Annotated in this window: 27 protein-coding genes and 1 tRNA gene; 7 read left to right on the forward strand and 21 right to left on the reverse strand. The window is 42.5% G+C overall.

Going from position 1 to position 25,648, the window contains the following annotated elements; all coding sequences use genetic code 11:
• Positions 1-35 precede the first annotated feature (35 nt).
• The 7 genes from SRRS_RS25535 to SRRS_RS25565 all read right to left on the reverse strand — a co-directional run bounded on the left by SRRS_RS25535 (position 36) and on the right by SRRS_RS25565 (position 8,852).
• Entirely contained in the window at positions 36-1,202 is a 1,167-nt protein-coding gene (locus SRRS_RS25535) for a M20 family metallopeptidase (protein ID WP_371364403.1), read from the reverse strand.
• 218 nt (positions 1,203-1,420) lie between these two features.
• Positions 1,421-2,326, reverse strand: coding sequence for a glycyl-radical enzyme activating protein (locus tag SRRS_RS25540; protein ID WP_371364405.1), 906 nt, complete (start codon positions 2,324-2,326; stop codon positions 1,421-1,423).
• Entirely contained in the window at positions 2,313-4,682 is a 2,370-nt protein-coding gene (locus tag SRRS_RS25545) for a formate C-acetyltransferase/glycerol dehydratase family glycyl radical enzyme (RefSeq protein ID WP_371364407.1), read from the reverse strand. The genes SRRS_RS25540 and SRRS_RS25545 overlap by 14 nt, the downstream gene beginning before the upstream one ends.
• A gap of 167 nt (positions 4,683-4,849) precedes the next feature.
• Positions 4,850-5,455 (reverse strand): GntR family transcriptional regulator, encoded by a 606-nt coding sequence (locus tag SRRS_RS25550; RefSeq protein WP_371364409.1) that lies wholly within the window; start codon positions 5,453-5,455, stop codon positions 4,850-4,852.
• A gap of 999 nt (positions 5,456-6,454) precedes the next feature.
• On the reverse strand, positions 6,455-6,985 hold the full coding sequence (locus SRRS_RS25555; RefSeq protein ID WP_371364411.1) for a hypothetical protein: 531 nt from the start codon (positions 6,983-6,985) through the stop codon (positions 6,455-6,457).
• A gap of 547 nt (positions 6,986-7,532) precedes the next feature.
• The gene (locus SRRS_RS25560) at positions 7,533-7,760 is read right to left on the reverse strand and encodes a hypothetical protein (protein ID WP_371364413.1); all 228 of its coding nucleotides are present in this window, start codon (positions 7,758-7,760) and stop codon (positions 7,533-7,535) included.
• A gap of 708 nt (positions 7,761-8,468) precedes the next feature.
• Positions 8,469-8,852 carry a RidA family protein gene (locus SRRS_RS25565; RefSeq protein ID WP_371364415.1) on the reverse strand — a complete coding sequence of 128 codons (384 nt, stop codon included), beginning with the start codon at positions 8,850-8,852 and terminating at the stop codon, positions 8,469-8,471.
• A gap of 105 nt (positions 8,853-8,957) precedes the next feature.
• Here SRRS_RS25565 and SRRS_RS25570 point away from each other — a divergent pair, with 105 nt between their 5' ends.
• Positions 8,958-9,299: a winged helix-turn-helix transcriptional regulator gene (locus SRRS_RS25570; RefSeq protein WP_371364417.1), complete on the forward strand. Its 342-nt coding sequence runs from the start codon at positions 8,958-8,960 to the stop codon at positions 9,297-9,299.
• Positions 9,300-9,420: 121 nt separating this feature from the next.
• Here the strand turns inward: SRRS_RS25570 and SRRS_RS25575 are convergent, their stop codons facing one another.
• A complete protein-coding gene (locus tag SRRS_RS25575) occupies positions 9,421-10,305 on the reverse strand; it encodes an MBL fold metallo-hydrolase (RefSeq protein ID WP_371364419.1) in 885 nt (294 codons plus the stop codon).
• 253 nt (positions 10,306-10,558) lie between these two features.
• Here SRRS_RS25575 and SRRS_RS25580 point away from each other — a divergent pair, with 253 nt between their 5' ends.
• Together SRRS_RS25580 and SRRS_RS25585 are read left to right on the forward strand one after the other, a co-directional pair.
• Positions 10,559-10,903 (forward strand): winged helix-turn-helix transcriptional regulator, encoded by a 345-nt coding sequence (locus SRRS_RS25580; RefSeq protein WP_371364421.1) that lies wholly within the window; start codon positions 10,559-10,561, stop codon positions 10,901-10,903.
• A gap of 502 nt (positions 10,904-11,405) precedes the next feature.
• Positions 11,406-12,020, forward strand: a complete 615-nt coding sequence (locus SRRS_RS25585) for an MFS transporter (RefSeq protein ID WP_371364423.1) — start codon at positions 11,406-11,408, stop codon at positions 12,018-12,020.
• Positions 12,021-12,256: 236 nt separating this feature from the next.
• Here SRRS_RS25585 and SRRS_RS25590 read toward each other — a convergent pair whose 3' ends face one another.
• From SRRS_RS25590 to SRRS_RS25635, 10 genes are all read right to left on the reverse strand, one after another.
• Positions 12,257-12,982 carry a flavodoxin family protein gene (locus SRRS_RS25590; protein ID WP_371364425.1) on the reverse strand — a complete coding sequence of 242 codons (726 nt, stop codon included), beginning with the start codon at positions 12,980-12,982 and terminating at the stop codon, positions 12,257-12,259.
• Between the two features lie 252 nt (positions 12,983-13,234).
• Positions 13,235-13,903, reverse strand: a complete 669-nt coding sequence (locus SRRS_RS25595; RefSeq protein WP_371364427.1) for a 4Fe-4S double cluster binding domain-containing protein — start codon at positions 13,901-13,903, stop codon at positions 13,235-13,237.
• A gap of 178 nt (positions 13,904-14,081) precedes the next feature.
• Complete coding sequence (locus SRRS_RS25600; RefSeq protein WP_371364429.1) at positions 14,082-14,309, reverse strand: alpha/beta fold hydrolase; 228 nt, start codon at positions 14,307-14,309, stop codon at positions 14,082-14,084.
• A gap of 32 nt (positions 14,310-14,341) precedes the next feature.
• The gene (locus SRRS_RS25605; protein WP_371369928.1) at positions 14,342-14,845 is read right to left on the reverse strand and encodes an alpha/beta fold hydrolase; all 504 of its coding nucleotides are present in this window, start codon (positions 14,843-14,845) and stop codon (positions 14,342-14,344) included.
• A gap of 209 nt (positions 14,846-15,054) precedes the next feature.
• The gene (locus SRRS_RS25610; protein WP_371364431.1) at positions 15,055-15,387 is read right to left on the reverse strand and encodes a hypothetical protein; all 333 of its coding nucleotides are present in this window, start codon (positions 15,385-15,387) and stop codon (positions 15,055-15,057) included.
• A 168-nt stretch (positions 15,388-15,555) separates the two neighbouring features.
• Positions 15,556-15,843, reverse strand: a complete 288-nt coding sequence (locus tag SRRS_RS25615) for a putative quinol monooxygenase (RefSeq protein ID WP_371364433.1) — start codon at positions 15,841-15,843, stop codon at positions 15,556-15,558.
• A gap of 457 nt (positions 15,844-16,300) precedes the next feature.
• Positions 16,301-16,537, reverse strand: coding sequence for a 4Fe-4S dicluster domain-containing protein (locus SRRS_RS25620; protein WP_371364435.1), 237 nt, complete (start codon positions 16,535-16,537; stop codon positions 16,301-16,303).
• Complete coding sequence (locus SRRS_RS25625; protein ID WP_371364437.1) at positions 16,504-17,034, reverse strand: 4Fe-4S binding protein; 531 nt, start codon at positions 17,032-17,034, stop codon at positions 16,504-16,506. Before SRRS_RS25625 ends, SRRS_RS25620 begins: the two co-directional genes overlap by 34 nt.
• The gene (locus tag SRRS_RS25630) at positions 17,031-17,627 is read right to left on the reverse strand and encodes a flavodoxin family protein (protein WP_371364439.1); all 597 of its coding nucleotides are present in this window, start codon (positions 17,625-17,627) and stop codon (positions 17,031-17,033) included. Before SRRS_RS25630 ends, SRRS_RS25625 begins: the two co-directional genes overlap by 4 nt.
• 32 nt (positions 17,628-17,659) lie before the next feature.
• Positions 17,660-18,169, reverse strand: a complete 510-nt coding sequence (locus SRRS_RS25635; protein WP_371364441.1) for a PadR family transcriptional regulator — start codon at positions 18,167-18,169, stop codon at positions 17,660-17,662.
• Positions 18,170-18,628: 459 nt separating this feature from the next.
• Here SRRS_RS25635 and SRRS_RS25640 point away from each other — a divergent pair, with 459 nt between their 5' ends.
• Positions 18,629-18,862 (forward strand): IS3 family transposase, encoded by a 234-nt coding sequence (locus SRRS_RS25640; protein ID WP_371364442.1) that lies wholly within the window; start codon positions 18,629-18,631, stop codon positions 18,860-18,862.
• A 164-nt stretch (positions 18,863-19,026) separates the two neighbouring features.
• On the opposite strand, the gene SRRS_RS25645 is transcribed toward SRRS_RS25640, so the two are convergent.
• From SRRS_RS25645 to SRRS_RS25655, 3 genes are all read right to left on the reverse strand, one after another.
• Positions 19,027-19,116: transfer RNA gene (locus SRRS_RS25645), tRNA-Ser, on the reverse strand.
• A 6-nt stretch (positions 19,117-19,122) separates the two neighbouring features.
• On the reverse strand, positions 19,123-19,572 hold the full coding sequence (gene tadA, locus SRRS_RS25650) for a tRNA adenosine(34) deaminase TadA (RefSeq protein WP_371364444.1): 450 nt from the start codon (positions 19,570-19,572) through the stop codon (positions 19,123-19,125).
• A 122-nt stretch (positions 19,573-19,694) separates the two neighbouring features.
• On the reverse strand, positions 19,695-21,467 hold the full coding sequence (locus tag SRRS_RS25655) for a sigma 54-interacting transcriptional regulator (RefSeq protein WP_371364446.1): 1,773 nt from the start codon (positions 21,465-21,467) through the stop codon (positions 19,695-19,697).
• Positions 21,468-21,894: 427 nt separating this feature from the next.
• Here SRRS_RS25655 and SRRS_RS25660 point away from each other — a divergent pair, with 427 nt between their 5' ends.
• The 3 genes from SRRS_RS25660 (at position 21,895) to SRRS_RS25670 (ending at position 25,645) form a co-directional block, all read left to right on the forward strand.
• Positions 21,895-23,445 (forward strand): acyl CoA:acetate/3-ketoacid CoA transferase, encoded by a 1,551-nt coding sequence (locus SRRS_RS25660; protein ID WP_371364448.1) that lies wholly within the window; start codon positions 21,895-21,897, stop codon positions 23,443-23,445.
• A 76-nt stretch (positions 23,446-23,521) separates the two neighbouring features.
• The gene (locus SRRS_RS25665; RefSeq protein ID WP_371364450.1) at positions 23,522-24,700 is read left to right on the forward strand and encodes an acetyl-CoA C-acetyltransferase; all 1,179 of its coding nucleotides are present in this window, start codon (positions 23,522-23,524) and stop codon (positions 24,698-24,700) included.
• A gap of 87 nt (positions 24,701-24,787) precedes the next feature.
• Positions 24,788-25,645 (forward strand): 3-hydroxybutyryl-CoA dehydrogenase, encoded by an 858-nt coding sequence (locus SRRS_RS25670; RefSeq protein ID WP_371364452.1) that lies wholly within the window; start codon positions 24,788-24,790, stop codon positions 25,643-25,645.
• The last annotated feature ends 3 nt before the right edge of the window (positions 25,646-25,648 follow it).

The following is a 25,648-nucleotide window of genomic DNA, read 5'->3' on the forward strand; positions in this document are numbered from 1 at the left end:
GCCAAGGCACAGGGGCATCAACCCAAATCGGGCAATTACAGGCTGTCCAGCTTAAGTACGCAGTCAACCATCAGTTTGGCTCTTTCAAACAGGCTGTCGACAATGGCATACTCCTCCGGACTGTGATTACGGCCGCCTTTTACGCCCATAGCGCATACCGTTGGCACTCCCGCCAAAACAGTATAGGCAGAATCGGAGCCGCCGCCCACCTTCTTGGCATAAGGCGTTCCAAAGCCGTTTTCTTCATAAGCTTTTTTCACTATCTCAAATAACTGCATAACCTCGTCCGTCGTCTTCATCGGCTTGATGCCGTCCATGAAGGTAACCGTGGCAGCTGTGCCTTCCACATGGACTTTGCCGGCTACGTCTTCGATCTGTTTAATAATGTCCGGCAAATCATCCGGGTTCTTATAACGTACATCAATATAAATTTTGGCATAGTCAGGAACGGCTGTGGAGGTCGTACCGCCTTGCATTACCCCAACATTGAAACTAATACCCTTGTCCCAGTCGGTTAACTTTTGCACGGCAATAATTTTGTGCGCCATGTCCAAAATGGCGCTCCGGCCATTTTCCGGATCATTGCCCGCGTGGGCGGCGACACCTTTTACTTCCATCATAATCCGGGCGACACCCTTGCGGCCGACAACAATTCCATTGTCGACAAAACCTGTTTCTACATTAAACGCCGCCGCATAGCCCTTTGCTTCCTCAATAAAAATATCAGGCGCATTAGAATGGGCGTGCAATACCTCTTCATCCCCAGCCAGAAGGACTTTCAGCGAACGCGAGTCATAACCGGCGGCTTTTAGTGCTTTTATGGCATAAATAGCCGACACGATACCGCCTTTCATGTCAAGAACGCCCGGCCCGTAAGCAATGCCGTCCTTTATGGTAAAGGGCCGCTCTTTGATTGCGCCGGCCGGACAGGCAGTATCCATATGCCCCACGAAGATTACGCCCGGCTGGGCTTTTCTTTCGCCAATCTCAGCAATCAACATACTGCCGGCCTTTTCGAACTCGACCAGGCGGGAAGCCGCCCCTTCTTTATCCAATATCTCTTTAAAGCGGTCGGCAACCTTGTTTATTCCCTGCTTTTCATGCGGGCCGCTCTCCATCGAAACAACCTCTTCCCATAGTGACACCATTTCGTCACGATGCGCGTCTACAAACTGAAATGCTTTCTGTTTTTTGTCATTCATTGTTGCCTTGTCCTCCTAATAGTTTATATATATTTATTGGGACGCTTGCTGGAGCGCCAATAGGGAAACTAATGGCAAAATTTAATATTTAAAAGTTTATATTTATTCTGTTAATTGTATCCTTAATAAAAGGTGCTTCAAATGAAACTGTTCTTCACGACTCCATTTAAAGCACCTTTGCTTTATAACATCCTTCTATTCAAAAAACTACCGCTAAGTTACTTATAATCAACAATATTGATACCATAACCAGCTATTATTTCTTTTACTGCAGCCATTTTTGCTGCAGTAGGCGTTGTGAACGCCTGACCCTGAGCCCCGATAGCACGGTACTTCGACTCGCCGAAATCATGATAAGGCAGAAGCTCGATCCCTTTGACCTGTGTCTCTTTCCTAATAAATTCACACATTGCCTTAATATTTTTCTCATGGGCGTTAACTTCTTCAATAAGCGGAACACGAACAATTGTATTCGGATGCAGCCGGGATATCAGCGTAATATTTTCTAGAATCTTTCGATTACTAACCCCGGTCATTTTCTTATGACATTCGTCATCCATGTGTTTGATATCCACAAAAACGCAGTCTAACAGTTCGAAAATGTCTTTTACTTGCTCGAAGTCGAAATAACCACTGGTTTCAACAGCAGTATCAATCCCGAGCCGGCTGCAGGCCGCCACGAGCTGCCGCAAGAATTCGGGCTGGGCAAATGGCTCCCCGCCGGAAAACGTCACCCCGCCGCCAGACTCCCGATAAAAAACAGCATCTCTTTTGATTACTTTAAGGACATCATCGACAGTCACCGTAGAGCCTATCAGCTTGCGGGCGCCTGTGGGACACACTTCACAGCACCTTGTACAACAATCACATTTCTCACGAGCAAACTGGTGTATGGGATTCCCCTTGGTAATGGCACCCTTACTGCAAACAGACAAACAGCGGTTACAACCAGTACATTTCTCCTGAAAAAACAGAACTTCAGTATCTCTATTCCAGGATTCCGGATTGGCGCACCATTTACAACGCAGCGGGCAGCCTTTTAAAAAAACAGTACTTCTTACCCCTTCACCGTCATGAATCGACCAGCGCTGTATTTGAAATATATTGCCACTACATGGCTTCATAGGTGGTTCTTTCAATGATGGCATTCTGGGCTTCACGGGACAGGTTGACAAACTGCGTACTGTACCCAGCTACTCTGACAAGCAGATCTTTATATTCTTCCGGTTGTTCCTGGGCCTTTTTCAAGGTTTCGGTGGATATCACGTTAAACTGAACATGGAAAGCGCCCAGCGCAAAATACGCCCGAATAATAGCCGCCAGATTTTTCAGGTTGCGCTCCGATTCCAACAGTTCGGGCGCCAGCTTTATATTCATCAAGGTTCCGCCGGAATGTACGTCATGATTGATTTTGGCAACAGAACGCATAGCAGCGGTAGGACTGGTCAAATCAGTGCCGGCATGCGGTGATACGCCTTCCGTTAATGGAGTTTTCGCCCTTCTGCCGTCCGGCGTCGCGCCAATCACACTCCCGGCCGGAATATAGTTGGAAATTCCCATAAACGCCGAATTGAAAGGTGAGCCGAAATAGTCTTTATAGGCGCGTACTTCCCGATAGTAAAAATCACTTATTTCTGCCGCAATGGAATCAACATAGTCATCATCATTGCCATACTTCGGGCAGGCGAGCACCGCCTGTCTCAGCTCCTCATAACCATCCCAGTCGGCATCGAGCGCTTTAGTAATCTGATCCAAGGTATATTTTCCGTCCTCAAATACCAGTTTCTTAATAGCTGCCAGCGAATTGGCCGAATCAGCCACTCCTATGCCGGTGAGGACTGGTCCCAGATTATATTTGGCGCCGCCTTTGCTAAGGTCTTTTCCTTGCTCCATACATCCGTCGACCAGCATGGAAATGTACGGTCTGGGCACCATTTCGGCATGAATCTGCTGAGCAGTAATTGAGCCGATAACCGAGTGTTTTATTAAATAAGCGAGTTGCTTGTAAAAAGCCGCTTTCACTTCTTCATAGCTCTTGAATTCAGCTACAGGCATTTCCGGCAGCCCCATATCCTTACCGGTAATGCGGCTTCGTCCACGGTTCAGCGCATATTCCACAGCAGCCGCCAAATTAATGTTAACTGCCGATGTCCACTTGCCTACTTTTCTGAAATGCGGTACTACGCAGCCGCAGTTATTCCAGTCGCGTGCGTCTTCCGGCGACAATCCTTCCGCCAGCAGCATCTCTGAACCAACCCTGTCATTATGCACTGCGGGGAACCCTGTCCCAACACGAATCAATTTGCAAACCGCCAGGAGAAATTCTTCCGGGCTGTCAGGATGAATCCGCACACTCAAGCCTGGCTGATGTGTTTTTACGTTTTCTGTCGCTTTCAGACACATATACGAAAGTTCATTTGTTGCATCACGGCCGTCTCTTGTCCTGCCGCCGATGGTCAAATTCTGGAAAGAATTATATCCGGCGAAAAATTTGGCCGTGTTGCTGGAAATAGCCCATACCCATTCCGAGAGCTTAATCCAGAGCGCTTCAATTAATTCCTGCGCTGCCGCCGGCGTGATAGCACCAGCCTTTATGTCGCCGGCGTAATAGGGATACATGTATTGATCAAATCTGCCTATGTTTAATGCCAATGAATTCTCTGACAGAACTGAGCCTAGCTGAGTAAACCATACGGTCTGTACAGCTTCATAGAAGTTCTCCGGGGGATGCTCCGGCACTTTGCGGCAAACCCGTGCGATTTCAAGCAATTCTTGTTGCCTCAGAGCATCTGTTTCCGTCTGAGCTAATTCTGCAGCTTTATCCGCATAGCGCCGAGCCAGAATAATAATCCCGTCACATACCAGGACAGCTGCATTGTAAAAATCAATCTTTTCCAAGGCTTCGGCACTAACCGGCTCCAAACTTTGCAGCTTCGCCAGCGCTTCTTGTTTTAGTCCCCCAAAACCCTTTTTGAAAATGATATCCTGATAATCAGCCGTAATTTCGCCGACTGCGTTTCTCCACTTGGAGTCATTATCAATAATACCGGTGTCAATCAATATTTTTGCCGTTTCCTGATTGATGCGCGATAAGAAATTCTCCTCCAGCGACTTGCCGCGCCAATAAGGAAAAATCTTTTTGCGCAATATATCTTTCGCCTCGTCATCAATGCAGTAGGGATCCTGGTCCCGGCTTTCAAACGAATCCATTTCCTGCTCAACCCATTTCCATGAGTATTCAGGACAAATAACCCCGGTCTTCAAAAACTCGCCGACAGAACCAACAACCAGTTCGCCATCAAAAATGGTTACAGGAATACTTTTGCATACAGCCTGAAATGCTTTTGCCCGCCGGATAATAACAGCTTCCCCTTCGGTATTTTGATGTGACAACGTGAAAGCTACTGCCCGGTGAACACTGATAGACGGCTTAGCATCCAGGTACGACTTCTTAAATCCTTCAATACGTTTACTAGTCATCTTTGTCCCTCCTCAGATTCGGATCACAAAATCCAACAAATGAATATTAGGTTTATATTTTCGATTTTCGAATATATACAATAATCAAAGCTAATGCTAAGGCATTTAGCTTTGGGGTATTCACTTTAAACGTTACAATTACTAGCAAGGGAAACAGTACGAATTGATCAGCTTAGGTATTCGATCAGGTTATTGCTGGCATCTGCCATATGTTTGCGTAATACTTTTTGTGCGCCTTTAACATTTCCCTGAGCACAGGCACTTAGTAACGCGCGATGTTCTTCCTGCGATTTTGTCTGATAATGCATTGTTGTCAAATATAAACGCATATATCGTTCCACATTGTTATGCAGGTTTTGAATCAACGCCAGTAACTTCGGCCGGTTTGCGGACCGATAAAGAGTTTCGTGAAACTGCCAGTTGAGCTCGCTCCGATGATCACTCTGGGTTTCTTCATCTGCTTTTTTTAGAATTTCATCCGCCTCTGCCAACACGGCTTCGGTCAAATTGGGAATAGCCAGCTCCAGTGCCCCTAATTCCAGGAAAAGCCGGATATCAAAAATCTCCTGCGCTTCGTCTGCGGATAATTCACTAACCACCGCGCCGCGATTAGGATAGAAGCGTACCAATCCCTCGCCCTCCAGGCTTTTCAAGGCTTCCCGTAGGGCACTCATGCTTACGCCGAATTTGGTTGCCAACTCCTCCTGCTTGAGTTGTACTCCCCCGCCAAGTTCACCTGACAGAATGGATTCGCGCAGGATATTCGTAATCATGCCAGGCAACGTCCGATATGAGGTTTTTATCTGACCTGTGAAATTATTTTTCATGCTTTTAATATAAAACTTTTTGACAAATTTGTAAACTTAATTTTCGAATGTATACAGTATACATTCGAAAATAATTCATGTCACTCAAAATTGGTACTCCATCTGTTTCCACAGTCTAAGCGTCCCAAAGTAAATAAGCATTCTTAGAGGGAGTCACTATTATTCATCATTTTCTTTATTTCCTTGTGTTTTAGACCAATGGCTTAGATACCGCTGGTTGTAGACCGGCTAAACCCGTGTGTTCGACGCAATGAAATATACTCTCCTGCCACATTTGGTCCAGAGATACGGAAATTAAATGTGCAAACTCCACTGGATTCAGCAGGTGGCTGCCGGAAACTTAAATGGGAAAAGCCGTTCACTGCGAACGGCTATTTGATAGAGGAGATAAACTGAATGTCACGTTTGGTTTTGGCGTATGGCGAAATTACTTAACAGGTCGGACTACACTCATCTTCACAGAAGCAGAACAACAAAAGAATGATGATAATTATTATAAAGCAACCACCAAAGCCGCCTCGACCTCCAAAGCCACCGAATCCCATATGTGTGCGCCTCCCATTCATAAAATAAGGGGTATATTTATTATAATCTATGAATAGTTGCGCAGTTTTGCTACAGAAAAAACGATAAGGTATAATAATTTTCGCACTGAATCTGACAAGGCTATCATTCCGCCCATTGCAACAGAAATTTGACGACTACATCAGGGAATGTAACTCATAGCCGTTGCCGTACGGTTGCTGTAAAAGGGCGAAAAAATTCTCCAAAATATTATCAAAGGCACGAACATTAGCCAAAGGCGGATTTTCGTCCAATACTCAAAGGGAAACTCTTCGGCGGCACCAATGACTTCACGATAGCCATCTTCATTGACTGCAATAGCAATTGATAAAAAAATACAGTGCAAAGTTTTAATAATAGACTTTGTACTGTATTTTAAGATTAAAGTGCTTTAATATAAAGATTTATACAGCTTCCTAGATGCTTATTTGCATATGTTGCCGTTAATTGATATTTATATTTTCCGTCTTCTGTAAACTTGGCTTCTTCAAGAATAGACGAATCTTGAGATGTTCGGTCTTGTGGGTTTCCATAGCGAGATGTTAGCGCTGGTAATAAATCATTAAATTTATTTCTTATTTTTGACATATCATGCTGCATTTGACTATATATTCTTAATCCAACTATCTTATTACTTTTTTGGTTTACATCAACAGAGAATTTTTCGCCATAATACGACATTTGGTATTCGACAATGTTTTTATCACTAAAACTATTCTTCTTGTTTATTATTTCGAAGCCTTTAGCTTCCTGTGGGTTAAAATCAGATTTAATCATAAACGAATCAAGAAATAAGCCCAATGTTCCATAATGTAAATTTACTCCGGCATTAGCTTTTTGTGATAACATCGGAGTTATAAGTAAAGTTAGAAACATGACTAGCAAGCATTTTTTCGCAATAGTTTTTAGCATTTTCAACCACCTTTTTTTGTTTTATAAAAATTATACCACAATATGCCTTTTTTTTAAAACACGGTACAAAGTTTAAATAATAAAACTTTGTACCGTATAGAGATTCGAGTGCTGTAACCTCAAACATATACCTTTATTGATTTTGCGGTAGGTGCTTCTCCTGCAGGAGGATTTCTATATCCTCCAAAATAATATTTATATTTACCTTTTTCATTGAATAATGCATATTTAGGGACATTGTCTCAGCAATTTCCTTTACGAGACGTACTGCAGACAAACTTACGTTTTTTTAGCAAGCGTTGATACTCATTTAAAAAAGCTCCTAGCAAAAGCGCTAGAAGCCTTGAATTTACTGGCGGAGAGGGTGGGATTCGAACCCACGGTCCCTGTTAGAGGACACTTGATTTCTAGTCAAATTCAACATGTGTTTAGGTGCATTTTGGCGTTTTCATGTGAATTGAATTATGTTTCTTGTACCAAGGTTTGTACCCCACAAAAATATATTACATTGGGTGCAGTTGTAGGCTAATTTTACCCAGTTTTCCGTTTAGTGCTCAATAAACCATTTACTTCCATCATGAAACAGTTTTACTTCCTTGTTGGCGATATGACACAAATATCTAACACCTCGCCCATCGGCATTCATTGCCGCCGCCTTGCGAATGTCTAATATTTTATCTACGGGCCATTGTCTGCCATCTGGCCAATGCATTACCATTGGGTGTATATTGCCTTGTTTATCGTGTAGCGCTGTAATCCCGACGAACGTTTTCATATTACCCCTCCCGGGGTCATTATAGAACACATGTTCGTAACAGACAAGAGGGAATAGCTGGTAAAAACACCCGGCCAGCGCTGACCGGGTGTTTAGAGGAGTATATGTAAACCATAATATGGAACAACTTTATTTTACTTGGTTAATTTTAGAATTACTTTAGAAATAAAAACCGCACCCGGGAGGATGCGGCAAAAATTTTTCAAAGACAAAAAAGCCGCCCACCAGGACGAACCCGGCAGGCGATAGGAAGAGATGCTAAAGGCTAATTTAATGTTACAATAGCTTGGATGCTATTGTGTTACAGATTTGTAAACATTACTTTAAAAAAAATATCTTAAACCGGCTATCAGAACGCCATCTTCTACAAGAAGTGCTGGTAAAGAGGACGTTTTAGAGCAAAGGTTCATCTTCACTTTCTCGTTCAAATCCCGAAACTACCCGCGATGTATCTTTCACGCATAAAATGGCATCTACATTCAAATTAAAGGGAACTGACCGGAAAACCAATTGGTATCTTCCGAGCGAGAAGGTTTCATTAAGCATATATATAGGTAGCCATTATCACAAGTTAAACACACTGCTGTTTGAAAATTCTTGTTTTTTCAACTGTTTTAAAGTATAATTTCTCTACATAAACAGGGAATTTTCGATATTCCTATATAAAACAATCCCTACCTGACAGCCAGATAGAGATTGTTTTATACATTAGTCTGTATATGCGACAGCACTTATTTCAATTAATTGTGCCGGAAAAGCAAAATACGGCACTCCTACAAGAGTTCCCGCTGGCCGGTGCTTCCCTAAGTATCCCTTGAACAGCTTAATGACGGAATCCGAATGCTCCCCAGCATCTGCCAGATAAATTTCCACATAAGCGAGGTTGGATTTCGTGACACCAAACTCCGCTAGTACATGGTCAAGATTTTTAAGTGTCTGGCGAGTTTGCGTTTCAATGTCACCTTCGCCAATAAATGCGCCCTTTGAATCATGGGAAAACTGCCCAGAAACATAAATTGTGCCATTCACGCTGTAGGCTTGGGAAATGCCATGATCCCAAAGATTATGATTATAAGTCTTAATATTAGTCATTTTCTCTCTCCTTTACTTTAAGGTAAATTTAGTATAACAAGACAGCAAATAAAAATATAGTACGCACTTTATTGATAGGTACTATTAGAAAGGATAGTGTCAATTATGGGAATGGCTGCATATAAGGGCCAAGTAAAAAATATCCAAGATACACCTTTTGGATACACTTTATCAGTGATTGGCGGTAAATGGAAAATGGTTATCATATACCTTTTAGCAGAAAATCAGCCAATCCGCTTTAATGACCTAAAAAGACAAATTGGCTCGATTACCTTTAAGATATTGAGTTCACAATTGAAAGAACTGGAATCAGATGGTTTGGTAGAACGAAAAGAGTATCCTCAAATTCCTCCTAAAGTTGAGTACCGTTTGACAGCTAAAGCAGAAACGCTCTTGCCTGTTTTGGAAGGATTATGCGAATGGGGAGCAAGGAATCAAAATAAATAAGCTGCCCTGTCAGGCGGATTTATCTACTCCGAGCCAAGTTGACCCGAAGTACCGCTATCCGCGCAAAAACGCCGCCCATAGTCCCACTAAGGCGGCGTTTTCGCGTGGATAGCCTGTTTAACTACAGATCAATCCGTTCCACTTTGTGTCCTAAAAATTCCTCTAGCCTCTTATCGGAGTATTGGATATTGACGGTTTTATAGATATGCTGGTACCCGTAGCCTAAATGTCCCCTGGAAAACGGTTTATCCTTTAAATAATTCTGCTGAAATTCTCCCGAAAAGCATTCGATATATGCGTCGACGAAGTCCATTGTAATTGGATTCTGTCCATGGCTACTAAAAATATCTTTGATATCCTGTTCTAATCGTTTTATCCTTTTCCAACTGTCCAGTGCCATGAAAAACGGGGCGTTTCTATCAGATTCGAAAAAGTAAATAATGACGTAATCACAAATCATATCTCCTGAAAAAAGTCTCTTTTTTGCCCTATCCAGCAGCATGATATGCCCATAAGAATGCCCTGGTGTAAATATTACCTCCAATGTCTTTCCACCCAAGTCAAACAATTCTCCATCCTTTACAAAATGTGGAGTCAGGACTCGGAGCAGGCTCTTTTCAGCGAATGCTTTGCTATCGAAACGTTCAATGCCTTCAGGGTTATTCTCTTTCAGAAATTCTACTCCCAACCCAGCCGCGAACTGCCTTTCAGACTTTGTGTCAAACCCCATAATCTGACCGTAGTCCGGCTGGTACAGCCATACATCTCCAAAGTACTCGCTTCCGTAGCTGTGGTCTGGATCGCCATGGGTCAATGCCAGCATCACCGGCAGATCCGTTATACTTCTGATGATAGGCCTTATGTCCTCGAAACCAAAACCGGCGTCAATTAAGACCGCTTTCTTCTGCCCCAAGATAAGATAAAAATGCACAAGTCCAGCTTCAGTAATGATATATAAATCATCGTCCAGTTTTTGCACCTTACAAAAATCCGTTGATGTAATCATGATTTTCACCTTTCTTCGAAAAATTACATTTGGTATTATTCCCGATAATTTGACCCGCCTTTACAATGTTTACATTTCTAGCCAGCCCTAACAACTTGCTTGACAAACGCCGTCAGTAATGATGTTTACGATTTGATTCATTTATCTCCCTCACTTTAAAACTTATTTATCCTTGGGTCTCATTTACACGTACATATTATAATGTTACAATAAATATATCAAGTAGGATTATATTTAATAGGTACTATCTTAAATGATAGTATGGAGGTGGAAAAGTATAAATCGAATCGATCTTGAAGACTGCCCAATTGCAATAGCGCAGAAAATAATTGGAGGGAAATGGGCTCTTCGGATACTATACCATTTAAGTACAGGAATGCTTCGCTTTGGAGAATTGAATCGTCAAATGCCAGAAATAACACAAGCTACTTTAACAAAAGAACTCCGTAGGTTAGAGAGTTTCCAACTCATAAATAGAAAAGTGTACCCAGAAGTTCCGCCACGAGTAGAATATTCATTAAACGAAATGGGATTGAAACTTTTACCTGTTCTAAAAGAACTTGAAATATGGGGATATGAGTATAAAAAAATACATTAACAATAACATGCCAAAATAGATTCCTCAGAGATTAAAGGGGACCAATCTAGGGGGGCCTGCCAAGACTTACTCCTATACAACCGAGCCTTTAGCCGAAAGCACCCTGATACGATTGCCGCCGCTCCAAATGTGAGCTGCGGCTCTTTTGTTGCCAGCCTTGTGCCAGAAGCTGTCTTCCGGCAATAAAAAAGCTTCTAGCAAAATTGCTAGAAGCTCGATTTTTAATGGCGGAGAGGGTGGAAACGTCACTAATACCTTAAACAGAACCTCATAAAACATGCGTTTATGTTAGAAATGCCTTCTTGTTCGTCATTACGCATAGAACTATATCGTTGGCAATGATAACCGGGCCTGAATTACGTTTATTTATTGTTGAACATTATAGCTATAGTTTACTTTACCTTCTCTCTCTTGTTTCATTTTACTGGTCTTAGCTACCGGATGGGGCGAGAAAGATAGTGGTAAAAATCAAATAAGTAAGGTTGAACCGGTTACGGAAAAAATGTCGGCACCTGCAGCGCAGAAAAAAATTGCAGTTATTGAGCAAACTGCGTTATGGCCTCTTTCTTATTTTTTTATCATTGTTACAACTTATTCTACCATTATGATTTTTTTACCACCCTACGCAAGTGAAAGAAGTATAACAAATATCGGGACATTTTTTATCGTCATTGCTTTGGCAATGATGTTTACAAGACTGACGACCGGCCGGATTGCCGACCGCTGTGGAGCTATCAAATTCTTAGTGCCTGGCATGTTTTTATTGGCAATTGCCTTACAAATATTACTCTTTGCCTCATCCTTGCCATTATTTTTGCTTGCCGCTATTTTTTACGGTTTGGGCTATGGAATCGTTCAGCCTGTTTTAAATGCACTGGTGGTTTCCCGTGCCCCGGTTGACAGAATAGGTGTCGCCAATGCTACCTTTTTATGTGCCCTGGATATGGGGGGAATTCTTGGTGCCGTTGTTTGGGGTATTGTCGCCCGGCTAGTTGGCTTTAGTTATATTTACATTGCTTCTTCTTTCTTAATAGTTTTAGCTGTTATTTTGTATTTAGCAACAATAAAAAACTCCAAACTTAATTTAGTGAATTCAGTTCCACATCAGCTATACTGACGCACCAAGTGCTGGTGCGTTTTTATACGTCTGGCTTGCCTTTTTAATGTTTCGCTCTATTATCCTGCTTATCCCGCAACGTTCCTATTGCCTCCCTGCCCTTAATCCAAAAGCCAACCACGCTGCATAGCTGAACATTATGGAAAAAATCACCCGGCCCTTCTCCCCTTCAGCGGTAACAATTCGTCCGTCTTGAACAACCTTCATAAACACCTAAGTAATTCCCAGACTAAATTTTATTGGTCATCTTGCTTTACCAATAGACTATCAACATATTTTTTAACTTCTCGTATATACACTTCATCTGGAATAAATTTTTGTTCTAATAATGCTTGTGTTTCTGACGTCAGTTTTCTATCAATAGCAATTTTCCTGCCTGCGGTTTCCAAAGTCTTCAGATAATTAGAGACAACGATGCCCACCTCATTTTCACGGATACTCAATAGCGCACCCTGGGGAGCATATATTTCCCCAATTATTTGTGCATTTAGATTGCGTGCATGCCGTTTAAGCCAATGGGAAATCACCTGAAACTGAGATTTTTCCGGGAAGCCACAATTTGCCATCATCACTAACTGTGGAGCCACTTTCGTTGTTATATGACGGCATTCTCCCTCACTATCCTTTCCCCAATAGGGGCTGGCTGTTACCATAAGTCGGTCTATAAAAGTCTTTAGCATACTTGAAATATTATCAAAATAAAGCGGCGTCGCCAACACACGAATATCCGCATCTTCGATGAGAGATACAATTTCGTCCATATCATCCTTGATGACACATTTCCCTGGCATCTTAAACCAGCAGGCCTTACACGCCGTACAATATTTAATTTCTTTTTCCGCTAAAAAAACAGTTACAGTTTCTGCTCCTGCTTCCTTTGCTCCCTTTAAGAAAGCAGAAACCATAATATTCGTATTGCCATTTCTGCCGCGATGGCTGCCGTTAATCACTGCAATTTTCATTGAATCACACTTCTTTCATTTCTAATTAACCCAGCTTTCGCACTTGGGAAACCCCAGGAAACTTTGCAAACTAGAGCCCTGGCGACATCCTTCTGTAATGGAAGGTACATAATGAAGGGAGGTACAGCCCCAGTTCCAATTTTTAAAAAAGGGGTATTGGGATTATTGGGTTGAAATTAACTCAACATAATTATTATCAAATACTGGAACTGTAATCTGAATGTAATTCTGTTACTTTTCGGATTACATGCGTTAAATATTCATTTTTAATCCCCATGGACAGGCTAAAATGCAATAACCACAATTGTGTTTTCTACCACTACATTCAATATATTCACTTCTCTTTTTATTACATAATTGATAATCAAGAAGATCCTCTCTGTTCGATGATATATTCCAATTCACTCCTTTAATTACTTTCCATGGGCAAGCATCGACACAAGCATGACAACTTCCACATAAGCTTTTACTTACTGGATTACCGCATTTTATAGGGTAATCTAAAAGTATTGCCCCTAATCGAACCCTTGGGCCAAACTTTCTAGTAATCAAGGTATCATTTTTACCGATCCAGCCAATGCCAGCTTGCACTGTCGCATATTTAAAAGAAAATGGAGCAACAAGTTCTATTTCATCTGCTTGAACTGTTGGCGGTATAAAATTTTTTATACCATAATGATCCAATAACTTTTTCAAAAGATTCATTCTTTCGTCAATAGATTTTTTTGCTTCGAGTAGTACATGATGGTATTTTTCCTCATTATATTCTTTATTTGTAATGAAATCTTTATAGCCTAGAGCTATAATAATTGCTCTGGTAAAGTCTGCATTAAAATCAGAATAAGATATATCTGCAACGGACCATATAATATCAGGCCAGCTTCCAATCATTTTTTCTATTATCTTATCAACTGTGTCCATATCTATCCTCCAATATTATGCAAACAAGCATCGTCTTTTCAACACGTAAATCCGAAACCCCAAAAAAGTTGCTCTGAATGGAACAATTAAAACTCATGAAAAGGCCGGAAGGCTATCGCCGCCGGAACAATGCCGATCATTGCTATGTCAATGGCAGCCTTCATACTAGGCACATACATCAGGAACCTGGCCGTAAAAAATTATCAATTATTTCATTGTACCTTTCCATTTCTTCAAGCATAGGTAAATGCCCTGAATATTGCATTTCAACAAACTCTGCTTTTGGTATTAATTCTGCACAAACTTTTCCATCGACCGGCGGGTTTAACCCATCATATTTTCCACTAATAACCAATGTTTCTGCCGTTATTTTGTGCAATTCACTACGACAATCAAACCCAGTCAATGCTTTATTTGCTGCAGCAATTTGTTCAGGAGTTAATGAGTTCTTAAAATGTCCGCTAAATCAGCCCTCACTTTTGGATTATAAACCATATATTTTGCAAGGGCTTTTATAGCTTCTCTGTCAGTTAATCCGGTTAGTTCTCCGGCATGAGTTGAAATTAATCTTTGGGTTGATGAAGTTAATCCATTGGACTTAGGAACAGTTAAAATAAGTTTTTTTATTCTATCCGGCTGGGCAATTGCTACGCCTTGCGCAATATAACTTCCCATTGAAACGCCGTAAAGATTCGCAACATCAAAATTCAGAATATCCATTAACGATATAATATCTTGTATATGATCTTTTAAAGTATAGCTATCTGGTTTGTCTGATTTTCCATGTCCTCGGCAATCCAAAGCAACTGTTTTACAATATTGATTAAGGCGGGCAATTTCATATTTCCACTGCGTATTATCCATCTTAAGTCCGTGAATAAGTACTACGGGATGCCCATTTCCTTGTATTTCAACATTTAAGTCTATTCCATTTACTCGCATTAAACTCACTAAAAATTCCTCCATTTCAATCGCGAAAATAAATTGGGTATTCGGATTATCATGTTGAAAGGCAAAATATATTGACTTAACTTATATTTAGATACTGCTGGCCTTCACCCCCTTATATTTAACTTATGATATAAAAAGAGAAGAGCAAAAAAAGATATTATTTTCGTCTTTCAGAACGTGTTTGCCATCCGCAGGGGTTTTCACCAGAGAGCACTACGATTACGAGTCGTATCATAAAAGTAGAAACCGCACGATGTGCGACAACAGATTTTAATACGTGTAACATCGCATTTTGCTGTCTCCAGTATACATATCGAAGCTATTATTCCGGTTAAAGTGCCTGATTGAAAAGCATCAGAATAAGTACCGTCTTGGTTTAACTGATGAACCCAACGGTAATCCTTAGCAATTTCGTTCAGCTTAGTAATGGAGTCTAGCGCAAATTCCTTTTTATTTGCAAGCTGGGAAACAATTTGTTCAACTGTTTTGCGTAAAATTTTGATTTTGTCAAGGTCAATAGTCAGCTTATCCAAACCTTCATATTTTAGATAGGGATGCTTTAATTGTTTTAAAAAATCAAGAAGAGTTTCCCCTATTTTCTAATGGGTCGGAAATATACGCTTCGCGTGTTCCTGATGGCCGCTTAAGCTTTCTGCTATTAGCTAATTCAATTACAAGTAAAGGAACGTTATTCATAATGATTAAATTTCTCCACATAAAACGGTACGTTTTCTTGGGCCATCAAGTAAAGGGGATAGTAGGCGAACTGGCTCGGAAGTCGAATAAGTGACTACAGTTTGGTCAGCCAATTCACGCGTAGTCCAGCAACTGAAAATAACAATGTGGTTTGGATCATCAGCATCAACTAAAATTTCATGCCTAATATAGCCCTCAAATTGCTGCATATCCTTCCATATCCGTTTAATTATCCCTAATCCTTCAGCCTGATATTTTTCTTTAAGTAATGTATCCCAAATTATTGTAACCATTTTAATACCCCCTATTTTTCCCATGTTTCACGTCCTATTTATGTTTGATCGTGAAAAACTCAAGTAAAAATTAAAAAACTGTCTCAGATAAAAATGTATTTGTAACAAACTATAGAATTTTATGCTAAACAGACTTCAACTTGATAATCCAATAACCTTTCCTTCTTTTCTGTCTTGTAATGATTTAAAAGCTTTTGAAAGGATGTTATGTTGGTTATATCCTATAGACACATCTTTTTGTCAAGTAATATTTCTTGCATTGCGTAATGAAAAATGTGATTTTTACGGATGTAGCACCACTCTCAGCTTATGGATAATTTGCGAGTCTATAAAGGCCAGCAAATCCAAGTCCCATAAGCCATCAAGGCGGGTTCTATTACATGTCATTTATCATTTATTCGGCATATAGATGACGAGCCGATGACGACAGCATCTCGCAGTGATTATGCCATGATGTTCACCGGCTATTAAAAACTGTAAATGAAATGGCTTTTTTAGGACAGCTATCCACGCATATTCCACACAGCACACATTCTGAATGGCCTAGAGAATTATTTTGCACCATTTCCTGCACTGGCAGACTCATCACACAATTGCGGGTACATTTCATACAATTGACGCATTTAGCTTTATCTGCCGTCAGTCCGAGTACACGGGTTTTTAGATAGCCGCCGATTTTATTGCCGATAACCATGAATGGTGCATCCAACAAACATAGTGGCAAAACCCGCGCCGACCACTGGCAAGTGCCAGTATGACAATCAAGCCGGTGAAGAAATAAAATATGATGTAATCCATAGGCTGTGCAATGGATATGCCCCACTTGGTGCCGAACAATGGATTAATGGTGTGCAGTCCGCCGGCGATAACAGCACAGTAGACGATGGCGCCTATCCATGGAATCCATAGCAAATACTTTATTATGTTATATTTGCCGCCCGCAGTCGGTTTGTCGTTTGCCAGCGTACATAATTCCTGTAGCCCTCCGGCCGGACATAGCCAGCCGCAAAACCCCCGGCCCAAAAACAAAGCTGCCAGGAACATCAACAGAAACACAATGAAACTGCCGGTAATAATTCCGCGAGCTGCCCCGATAATTATTAACATAGGTGAAAAGTAAAACATGGTGACAGGAAATGATAAATACAATATGAGCAGCAGTGTTTTTCTGATTCTTTGCCGATTTTTCATCTTTCTCTTTCCTTAAACTCTATATTTTCTGTCGTAATCTCCCGGACCAGTTTATAGGCCGCTGCATCCGCCCTCTTCGCAAAATCGGTCGCCTCACTTAAGGCAATAACGTGTTTTCCCACAACGTTGCATTTCAATATTCCATTCATTGATCTGTCGAAAATGACCTGAGCAAGGTCGGCGTTGCCTTCCTCCTGTCCCATGCAGGTAATTAGCAAAGCGACTTTTTTGCCAGCCAGCATCGATGACGCGGCGGGAGTGCCAAAATCAACGGTAAGACAATAATGCCTATCAAAAAATGCCTTGAATTGAGCAGTAAAATCGAAAAAGTAGATAGGAACTGCATATACAATCGCGTCGGAGTTTACCAGCCGCTGAAACAGAGAACCAGCATCATCCTTTTGAATACAGCTGGGTTCATCATTATTGGCCATACAGGCGTAACAGCCGATGCAGCCTCTGATAGTATAGCGACAAATCCAGATCCTTTCCGCTTCGTGTCCCAGGGCTGTGAGTTTGTCTTCCAGCATAGTCAGCGCCTGGGATGTTTTCCCGTTTTCTTTTGGACTCCCCAGTATGGTTGCTATTTTCATGTCTCATCCTCCTCATTGTTATCTTTATTTTTTCAATCCTCCAATGCTCGCAGTAAATCGTCGCACCAATTCAATATGTATTTATAGTATCCTACACCGAACTTTAACGTAGAAAACTGATAGATATCATACTGTTTCTTAACCTCAGGTCCATTGTGCTCCAACACATGTAAGACGGGCTCCACTTCTTTCTTTAGGGCACACAAATGATCTCTCACTTTTTCCTTTGGCAAAAATCTGCAAAAGAAAACTTTAATCAAATGATCCGGTTTGGTTTTTGAAAACTCCACTGGCTGCTCCATCCAGTTCATAAACTCTGCTTTCCCTGAATCACTGATGGTATAAAATTTTTTAAACTTTCCTCCTTCCACAGTTTCCCTGGAAACTATAATCCCCCTATGTTCCATCCTTTTTAATGCCGGGTATATGCTGCCAAAGCTGGCGTCAAAAAAATTGGACATAATTCTTTGAATGTACTGCTTCAAATCATATCCGCTCTTATCGCCGTACATTAAAATACCTAAGATTATGTACTCTAACATGTTTAGCCTCCAATTACACCATATATCTATTTTGCATATATAAAATCGATATATGCAGTTTGATAATACCACTATTTGTCAGTGTTGTCAATTAGCATTGTTGAGGTAGAGTATGTTAATCAGGGCTTATACGTATCGGTAACCGCAGGGTTTCTAAAAACGAAAATACAAGACCATTGCTGACGCTGCCGGTATTGACAGATTACCGTCAAAAATTGCTTGGTATTTTAGAGAGACTGGGCATTGTGTTTTATCTTCATCCATATTCTAACAATATGCTTAAACGCATGGTAACCAAGCCAAAGCTCTATTTCTATGACTGAGGCATCCATTGGCCTATGACGCGGTGCGGATCCTATCTGAGGAACGATCATTTCCCGTGAGAAACTCTGCGCCTTTTTACACATCACGCGGTCAACGTATTACAGATGGCTAAAGTGTCCAAAGAGCGATCATGAGTTGGAAAACGAACGAATCGCAGGTGATAGGTGGAGAAAATCCAATGGGCCGATGGAAGGCTTTTGGGGTATCCTAAAACGCGAGATGTATTACGGCCACAAATTCGCTAGCCGTGAACAACTCATACAAACCATTTTAGACTACCTCTATTTTTACAACTACCAGCGTTTACAGCGTCGCTTGTCTGTAATGTCGCCGATGGAGTTCCACGAACACTACGCAAAAGCTGCATAGAAAATGCTGCCCCCTGATTCCATGGGCAGCATTCCAAAAATAGTTCTATTTTTTCATTGTCCTCTTGACGGGGTGCACACCACTTTTGTTGACCTTGTTGCCAGAAGTTATTTTGGGACAATAAAAAAGCTCCTAGCAAAAACACTAGAAGCCTTGATTCTCAATGGCGGAGAGGGTGGGATTCGAACCCACGGTCCCTTTGACAGGACACTTGATTTCGAGTCAAGCACCTTCGACCACTCGGACACCTCTCCATTATATTATTTTCGGCGCTGCCGGAAGAAATCTTTCATGATAGCGGTGCATTCATCGGCACGTACACCGGCAGTTACTTCCAGACGATGATTCAGCGCAGGATTTTGCACTATATTGAACAGCGACTCCACTGCTCCGGCTTTGTAGTCCGGACTCCCGTATACCAACCTATCAATGCGGCTCATAACAAGAGCGCCAGAACACATGGGACACGGCTCTATAGTAACATAAAGCGTAGCTCCAGTCAACCGCCAGCGGCGTAAGGAATTACAGGCCTCACGAATAGCAATTACTTCAGCATGAGCTGTAGCGTCATGACAGGATTCCCGCATATTATGCGCGCTAGCTATCACTTGGTTATCCATGACCAGCACCGCACCAATAGGTACCTCACCTAAGTCGTAGGCTTTTTGGGCTTCTTCCAGGGCTAACCCCATATAGTAATTGTCATTCATCCGTTCTCACCGCCGCAAGGGCTTCTAAAAAAAATGTTACTTTGCTATTATATCCCGCCGGGTAAAAAAAATCAACTCCCGCCGTCCGGTAGATTATGGAGTAATTTTTTACCCTACAATTATTAGCTAGTAGTACTGATATTATACTTTTGTAGTTTCTGATAAAATCCTGACCGATGTATTCCCAGCATCTTGGCCGCTTTACTTTTGTTGCCGCCAGATGCAGTCAGTGCCCGCAAGATGGCTTGTTTCTCTGCATCTTCTTTAATATCCGCCAAATCATTCGGACTTTCTTCAATAACCTGTGGTTCTCCGCCTTTAGATCCTTTTTTGATCATCGTCGGGAGATGCTTCGGTTTAATATGGGTTGCATCGTCCATTAAGTTAACTGTCCGTTCTAAGATATTTTCAAGCTCGCGGACATTGCCTGGCCAATTATACTGCAGCAGTAACGCCATAGCCTCAGGAGTTACCCCTTCGACCTGGTGCTCTACCTGGCTGCTTATTTTCTTTAATAGGATTTTACAAAGCAACGGGATATCTTCCAGTCTTTCGCGCAGTGGCGGAATGTTCAATGTAAAGATATTCAACCGGTAGTATAAATCCTGCCGGAACCGATTTTCTTCAATCATCGTCTCCAAATCCCGGTTTGTTGCCGCGATAACCCTGATATCCAATTCGGTTGTTTTGGTTCCACCCAAGCGTTCCAGTTCCCGCTCCTGCAGCACCCGCAATAATTTTACCTGCATAGCCAGTGTCATTTCGCCGATTTCATCTAAGAAAATGGTTCCGCCGTTAGCAAGCTCAAATTTACCCGGTTTACCGCCTTTACGCGCACCGGTAAAAGCGCCCTCTTCATAACCAAACAGCTCGGCTTCCAGCAAGTTCTCAGGCAATGCGGCACAGTTGACCTTAATAAACGGACCTTCCCCCCGGCGGCTGGCATTATGGACAGCATGCGCAAACAATTCCTTGCCTGTCCCACTCTCCCCCAAAATGAGTACGGTCGAGGTACCCTTGGCCGCTTTAGCGGCAATTTCTCTGAGCCATTTCATCTTATCACTGTTGCCTATAATATTGTCAAAAGTATACTTACCACCATAGGCCTTGCATAACTCTTCCTTATAATATGCAAGTTCAGATTCCAGCTTACTGATTCTGCCGGCCAGTGTCCGCAGGTCTTTGACATCTTTAAAAATTAGGTGACCGATCGCACCTACAATTTCGCCGTCCTTAATAATCGGAATTCTCGTTACGATACAGTTATGGTCTTGAATTTTTTGTATCTCGGTAACTTCAGCCTTACCTTCCTGAACTACCAAATGCATCCGGGTGTTGGGAATAACATCCCGCACGTGTTTACCAACAACTGTTGATGTATCAATATTCAAAAATTCCCCATAGGCTTTGTTCATCAGTTGGATAATGCCGTGTTTATTTACAACTACAATTGCATCTTGCAGGTTTTCTACCACTGATTCCAAGGTACTTTTTAGTCTTTTAACGTCTTCCAACTGGTTCGTGACTTCGGTAAATTCGGTTATATCCTGAAATACCGCCACAGCTCCAGCCAACTTATCATCTATAATAATAGGAGTGCGATTGGTTAGAATGATACATTTCCCGATATTTTGCTGCTGATTAAGTTCGGCCACGCCGGTCTCCAACACCCGCATAAGTTCAGTGTTCGGAATTACCTCTTCAACCATGCGGCCAACTACATCTGCCCGGCTAATTCCGCTAATGGCTTCTGCAGCTGTATTAAATAGAGTGATAATCCCATCAGAGTTGACTACCAGGACCCCGTTGGAAACCGAATTCATCACAGCCAGCATTTCCGGCATACTAGCCAGGGAAAATGCTGCCGGGGCACTGCCCGTACCGCGCTTAGGCATCAGGAAACCTCCTATAACCTTCTCTATTTTTATAAATACAAAAAAGGCACAAAGCATGCAGACTCACGTCTTTACTAAGGCTTCGTACCTACTAATCAGCATTTTCTAATGCTCTCTATAAAAATTATACGCCATAAGTAAGTACATGTCTAGGAAAAAGTGCAATTTAAGGGATTATAGGCCGCCCCTAAGACAATTTAGACGCTTGCAGCAAAGAATTTGTACATAAAAATAGACATTGTGTTCATATCAATAAACACATTAATATACTTTAGTTTGTATATTATTCCAAAATATCGACACCATTATATAAAAATTTTGTCGTATTTTACTGTATCCAGCCGCATTTTTAAAATTTTCCCTAAAATGTTTGGCACGATTTTTGCATTATAAATAGTCGAGATACTAAAACAAGGAGAGTGGGCTTATGGCTAAAGTGATTAGCGCACAGGAAGCGGCCAAGCTGATACAAAATGGAGTCACTGTGGCTACCAGCGGGTTTGTCGGTAACGGCCACCCCGAAGCATTAACTGCCGCATTGGAAGAACGCTTTCTACAAGAAGGAGCTCCCAGAGATTTAACTCTTGTTTTTTGCGCCGGACAAGGGGATGGCAAAGAAGCCGGACTCAATCATTTCGGTAGAGAAAACATGGTTAGAAGAGCCATTGGCGGCCACTGGAACCTTGCTCCAAAATTAGGCAAACTGGCTGTTGAAAACAAAATGGAAGCCTATAATTTCCCGCAAGGCACCTTGACACATTGGTTTCGTTCGATTGCCGGCCGCAAACCGGGCGTACTTACCAAAGTCGGACTCAATACCTTTGTCGACCCAAGGGTCGAAGGCGGAAAAATCAACAAAGTCACTACCAAAGACTTAGTAGAAGTTGTCGAACTCGGCGGCGAAGAATGGCTCTGGTACAAACCTTTCCCGCTAAATGTAGCTTTACTCCGAGGCACCAGCGCCGACGAAAAAGGAAATATTACCATTGAGCGCGAAGCTGTATCACTAGAACTAATTTCACTGGCACAGGCCGCCAAAAGCTCAGGCGGAATAGTTATTGTCCAGGTTGAGCGGTTAGTGGCCAACGGCAGCTTGCACCCCATGAGTGTCAAAATCCCGGGAATTATCGTTGACTATATTGTCGTTGCCGACGATCCCTCCCAACACATGCAAACATATGCAGAACAGTATAACCCAGCCTATTCCGGCGATATTCGCGTTCCCCTGTCAGCCATTGCACCAATGCCGCTTGATGAGCGCAAAATTATTGCCCGGCGGGCAGCCATGGAACTCATTCCTAACGCCAAAGTTAATTTAGGCATCGGCGTTCCGGAAGGAGTTGCCATGATCGCTAACGAAGAAGGTCTAGGTGACCTGATGACCCTGACTGTTGAGGCCGGCCCTATAGGTGGTGTACCGGCAGGCGGCTTAAGTTTTGGCGCAGCTACCAATGCCGAAGCGATCTTGGATCAAGCCTATCAGTTTGATTTCTACGATGGCGGCGGCTTGGATCTGGCCTTCCTTGGACTGGCCGAAACCGACAAACAAGGCAATATCAATGTCAGCAAATTCAAAGGCCGGGTCGCCGGTTGCGGCGGTTTCATTAATATAACACAGAATGCTAAACGAGTTTGCTTCTGCGGTACCTTCACCGCCGGCGGACTCAAAGTACAGGTAGCCAACGGCAAACTGACTATTCTAAATGAAGGCCGCGCCAAGAAGTTCCTGGAACAGGTCGAACAAATTACCTTTAGCGGCAAGTATGCACAAAGCATAAACCAGCCTGTCCTCTATATCACCGAACGTGCCGTCTTCGAACTCACAGCAGGCGGTATGGAGCTTATCGAATTAGCCCCTGGCATTGATCTAGAAAAAGACGTATTAGCTTTAATGGATTTTGCGCCCATCATCTCACCCAAGCTGAAAGTCATGGATAAACGCATCTTCCGTGACCAACCAATGGGACTTAGCATATAACTACCTCGCTATGGGGTATGTGCCTCTGAGCTAGTCTCTAAATATATCAATATAAAAATAAGGATGGTGTACTATTTTGCAAGAAGCAGTAATCGTCAGTGCAGTTCGTACTGCCATAGGAAGTTTCAACGGCACTCTCGCTCCCGTGTCCGCAGCAGATCTTGGTGCCACCGTTATCAGCGCCGCAACCACAAAAGCCGGCATTGATAAAGCTGCCGTAGATGAAGTTATCTTCGGCAATGTATTGCAAGCCGGTCTGGGACAAAACCCAGCGCGTCAAGCTGCAATAAAAGCAGGTATCCCCCAAGAAGTCCCCTCTTATACTATCAACAAAGTCTGCGGCTCAGGCCTTAAAACCGTCAACCTTGCTGCCCAGTCTATTATGACCGGTGATGCCGACATCGTAGTGGCCGGCGGTATGGAAAGCATGAGCCAGGCTCCTTATGTTTTAGAAAAAGCCCGCTGGGGTTATCGCATGGGTGACTCCAAATTAATTGACGTTATGATTCGTGACGGTCTCTGGTGCGCATTCAATGATTATCATATGGGCATTACCGCCGAGAATGTTGCTGCCCTTCACGGCATCTCCCGGGAAGAACAAGACCAATTGGCGTTCGAATCCCAAACCAAAGCCGTCAAAGCTATCGAGAGCGGCGCTTTTAAAGAAGAAATCTGCCCAGTAGTTATTAAGAATAAAAAAGGCGAAATTGTTTTTGCCACCGATGAATTCCCCAAAGCGAATACCACTCTCCAATCTCTCGCCGGCTTAAAACCAGCCTTCAAAAAAGATGGCACTGTTACCGCCGGTAACGCTTCCGGTATTAACGATGGGGCAGCTGCTCTTGTAATTATGTCAGCAGCCAAGGCTAAAGAATTGCATCTCCAACCACTGGCTCGCATCCGGTCCTTTGCTTCAGCCGGCGTTGACCCTTCCCTCATGGGAGTGGGCCCAGTTCCTGCTACCCGCAAAGCACTGGCTAAAGCCGGCCTGACAATTGGCGATATCGATTTGATTGAGGCCAACGAAGCTTTCGCCGCTCAGTTCCTGGCTGTAGGCAAAGAACTTGGTTTTACTAAAGAAAAAGTCAACGTAAATGGCGGCGCTATTGCCCTGGGTCATCCAATCGGAGCCAGCGGTGCCCGTATCCTTGTTACCCTGCTGCATTCACTGAAAGCCAGAAACGCCAAACTTGGTTTAGCAACTTTGTGCATCGGCGGCGGCCAAGGCGTAGCAACTATCGTAGAACGCATCTAGTGTAATGCTGACAAATCTTCAGGCGGGGTTTTACCCCCACCTGAAGGAGTCATTATAAAAAATTTTAATTTAGGAGGAGTACGTAAAATGGAAATAAACAAAGTCCTAGTCATTGGCGCCGGCCAAATGGGCAGTGGTATTGCTCAGGTTATGGCCCAAGGCGGTCTTACCGTTATCCTCAGAGATATCGCTGAAGAATATGTACAAAAAGGCATTAAAGGTATTGAAAAGAACCTGGCTAAAGCAGTAGAAAAAGGCAAACTCACTGCCGAAGAAAAAACTGCTATCACCGGCAGAATCTTCGGTGTAGTAGAACTCAATACCGAAGCTTGCAATGTAGACTTAGTCATTGAGGCTGCCGTAGAAAACATGGATATTAAGAAAGATATCTTCCAAACCCTGGACAAACTTTGCCCAGCTCACACCATCTTAGGTACCAACACTTCATCCTTACCACTGACTGCTGTAGCTTCTTTCACCAAACGCCCTGAAAAAGTTGTCGGTATGCACTTCTTCAATCCGGCACCTGTTATGAAACTCGTAGAAATCATTAACGGTCTGGCAACAAGCGAAGAAACTTACACTACAGTACATGATTTAGCTGTCAAGTTAGGTAAATCTCCTGTTAAAGTAGCTGATTTCCCTGGTTTCGTCGGCAACCGGATTATGATTCCGATGATTAACGAAGCTATCTTCACTTTGATGGAAGGCGTAGCTAGCGCCGAAGATATTGATGCTGTTGCAAAATTAGGCTTCAATCATCCAATGGGACCTTTGGCTCTTTCTGACTTAATCGGTAACGATACTGTACTTTATATCATGGAAGTATTATTCGCTGGCTATGGCGACCCCAAATACCGTCCATGCCCATTGCTTAAGAAAATGGTACAAGCCGGATACCTTGGCCGTAAAACTGGTAAAGGCTTCTTTGACTACACAAAATAATCA

The sequence above is a fragment of the Sporomusa rhizae genome, assembly GCF_041428845.1.
Taxonomy (GTDB): domain Bacteria; phylum Bacillota; class Negativicutes; order Sporomusales; family Sporomusaceae; genus Sporomusa; species Sporomusa rhizae.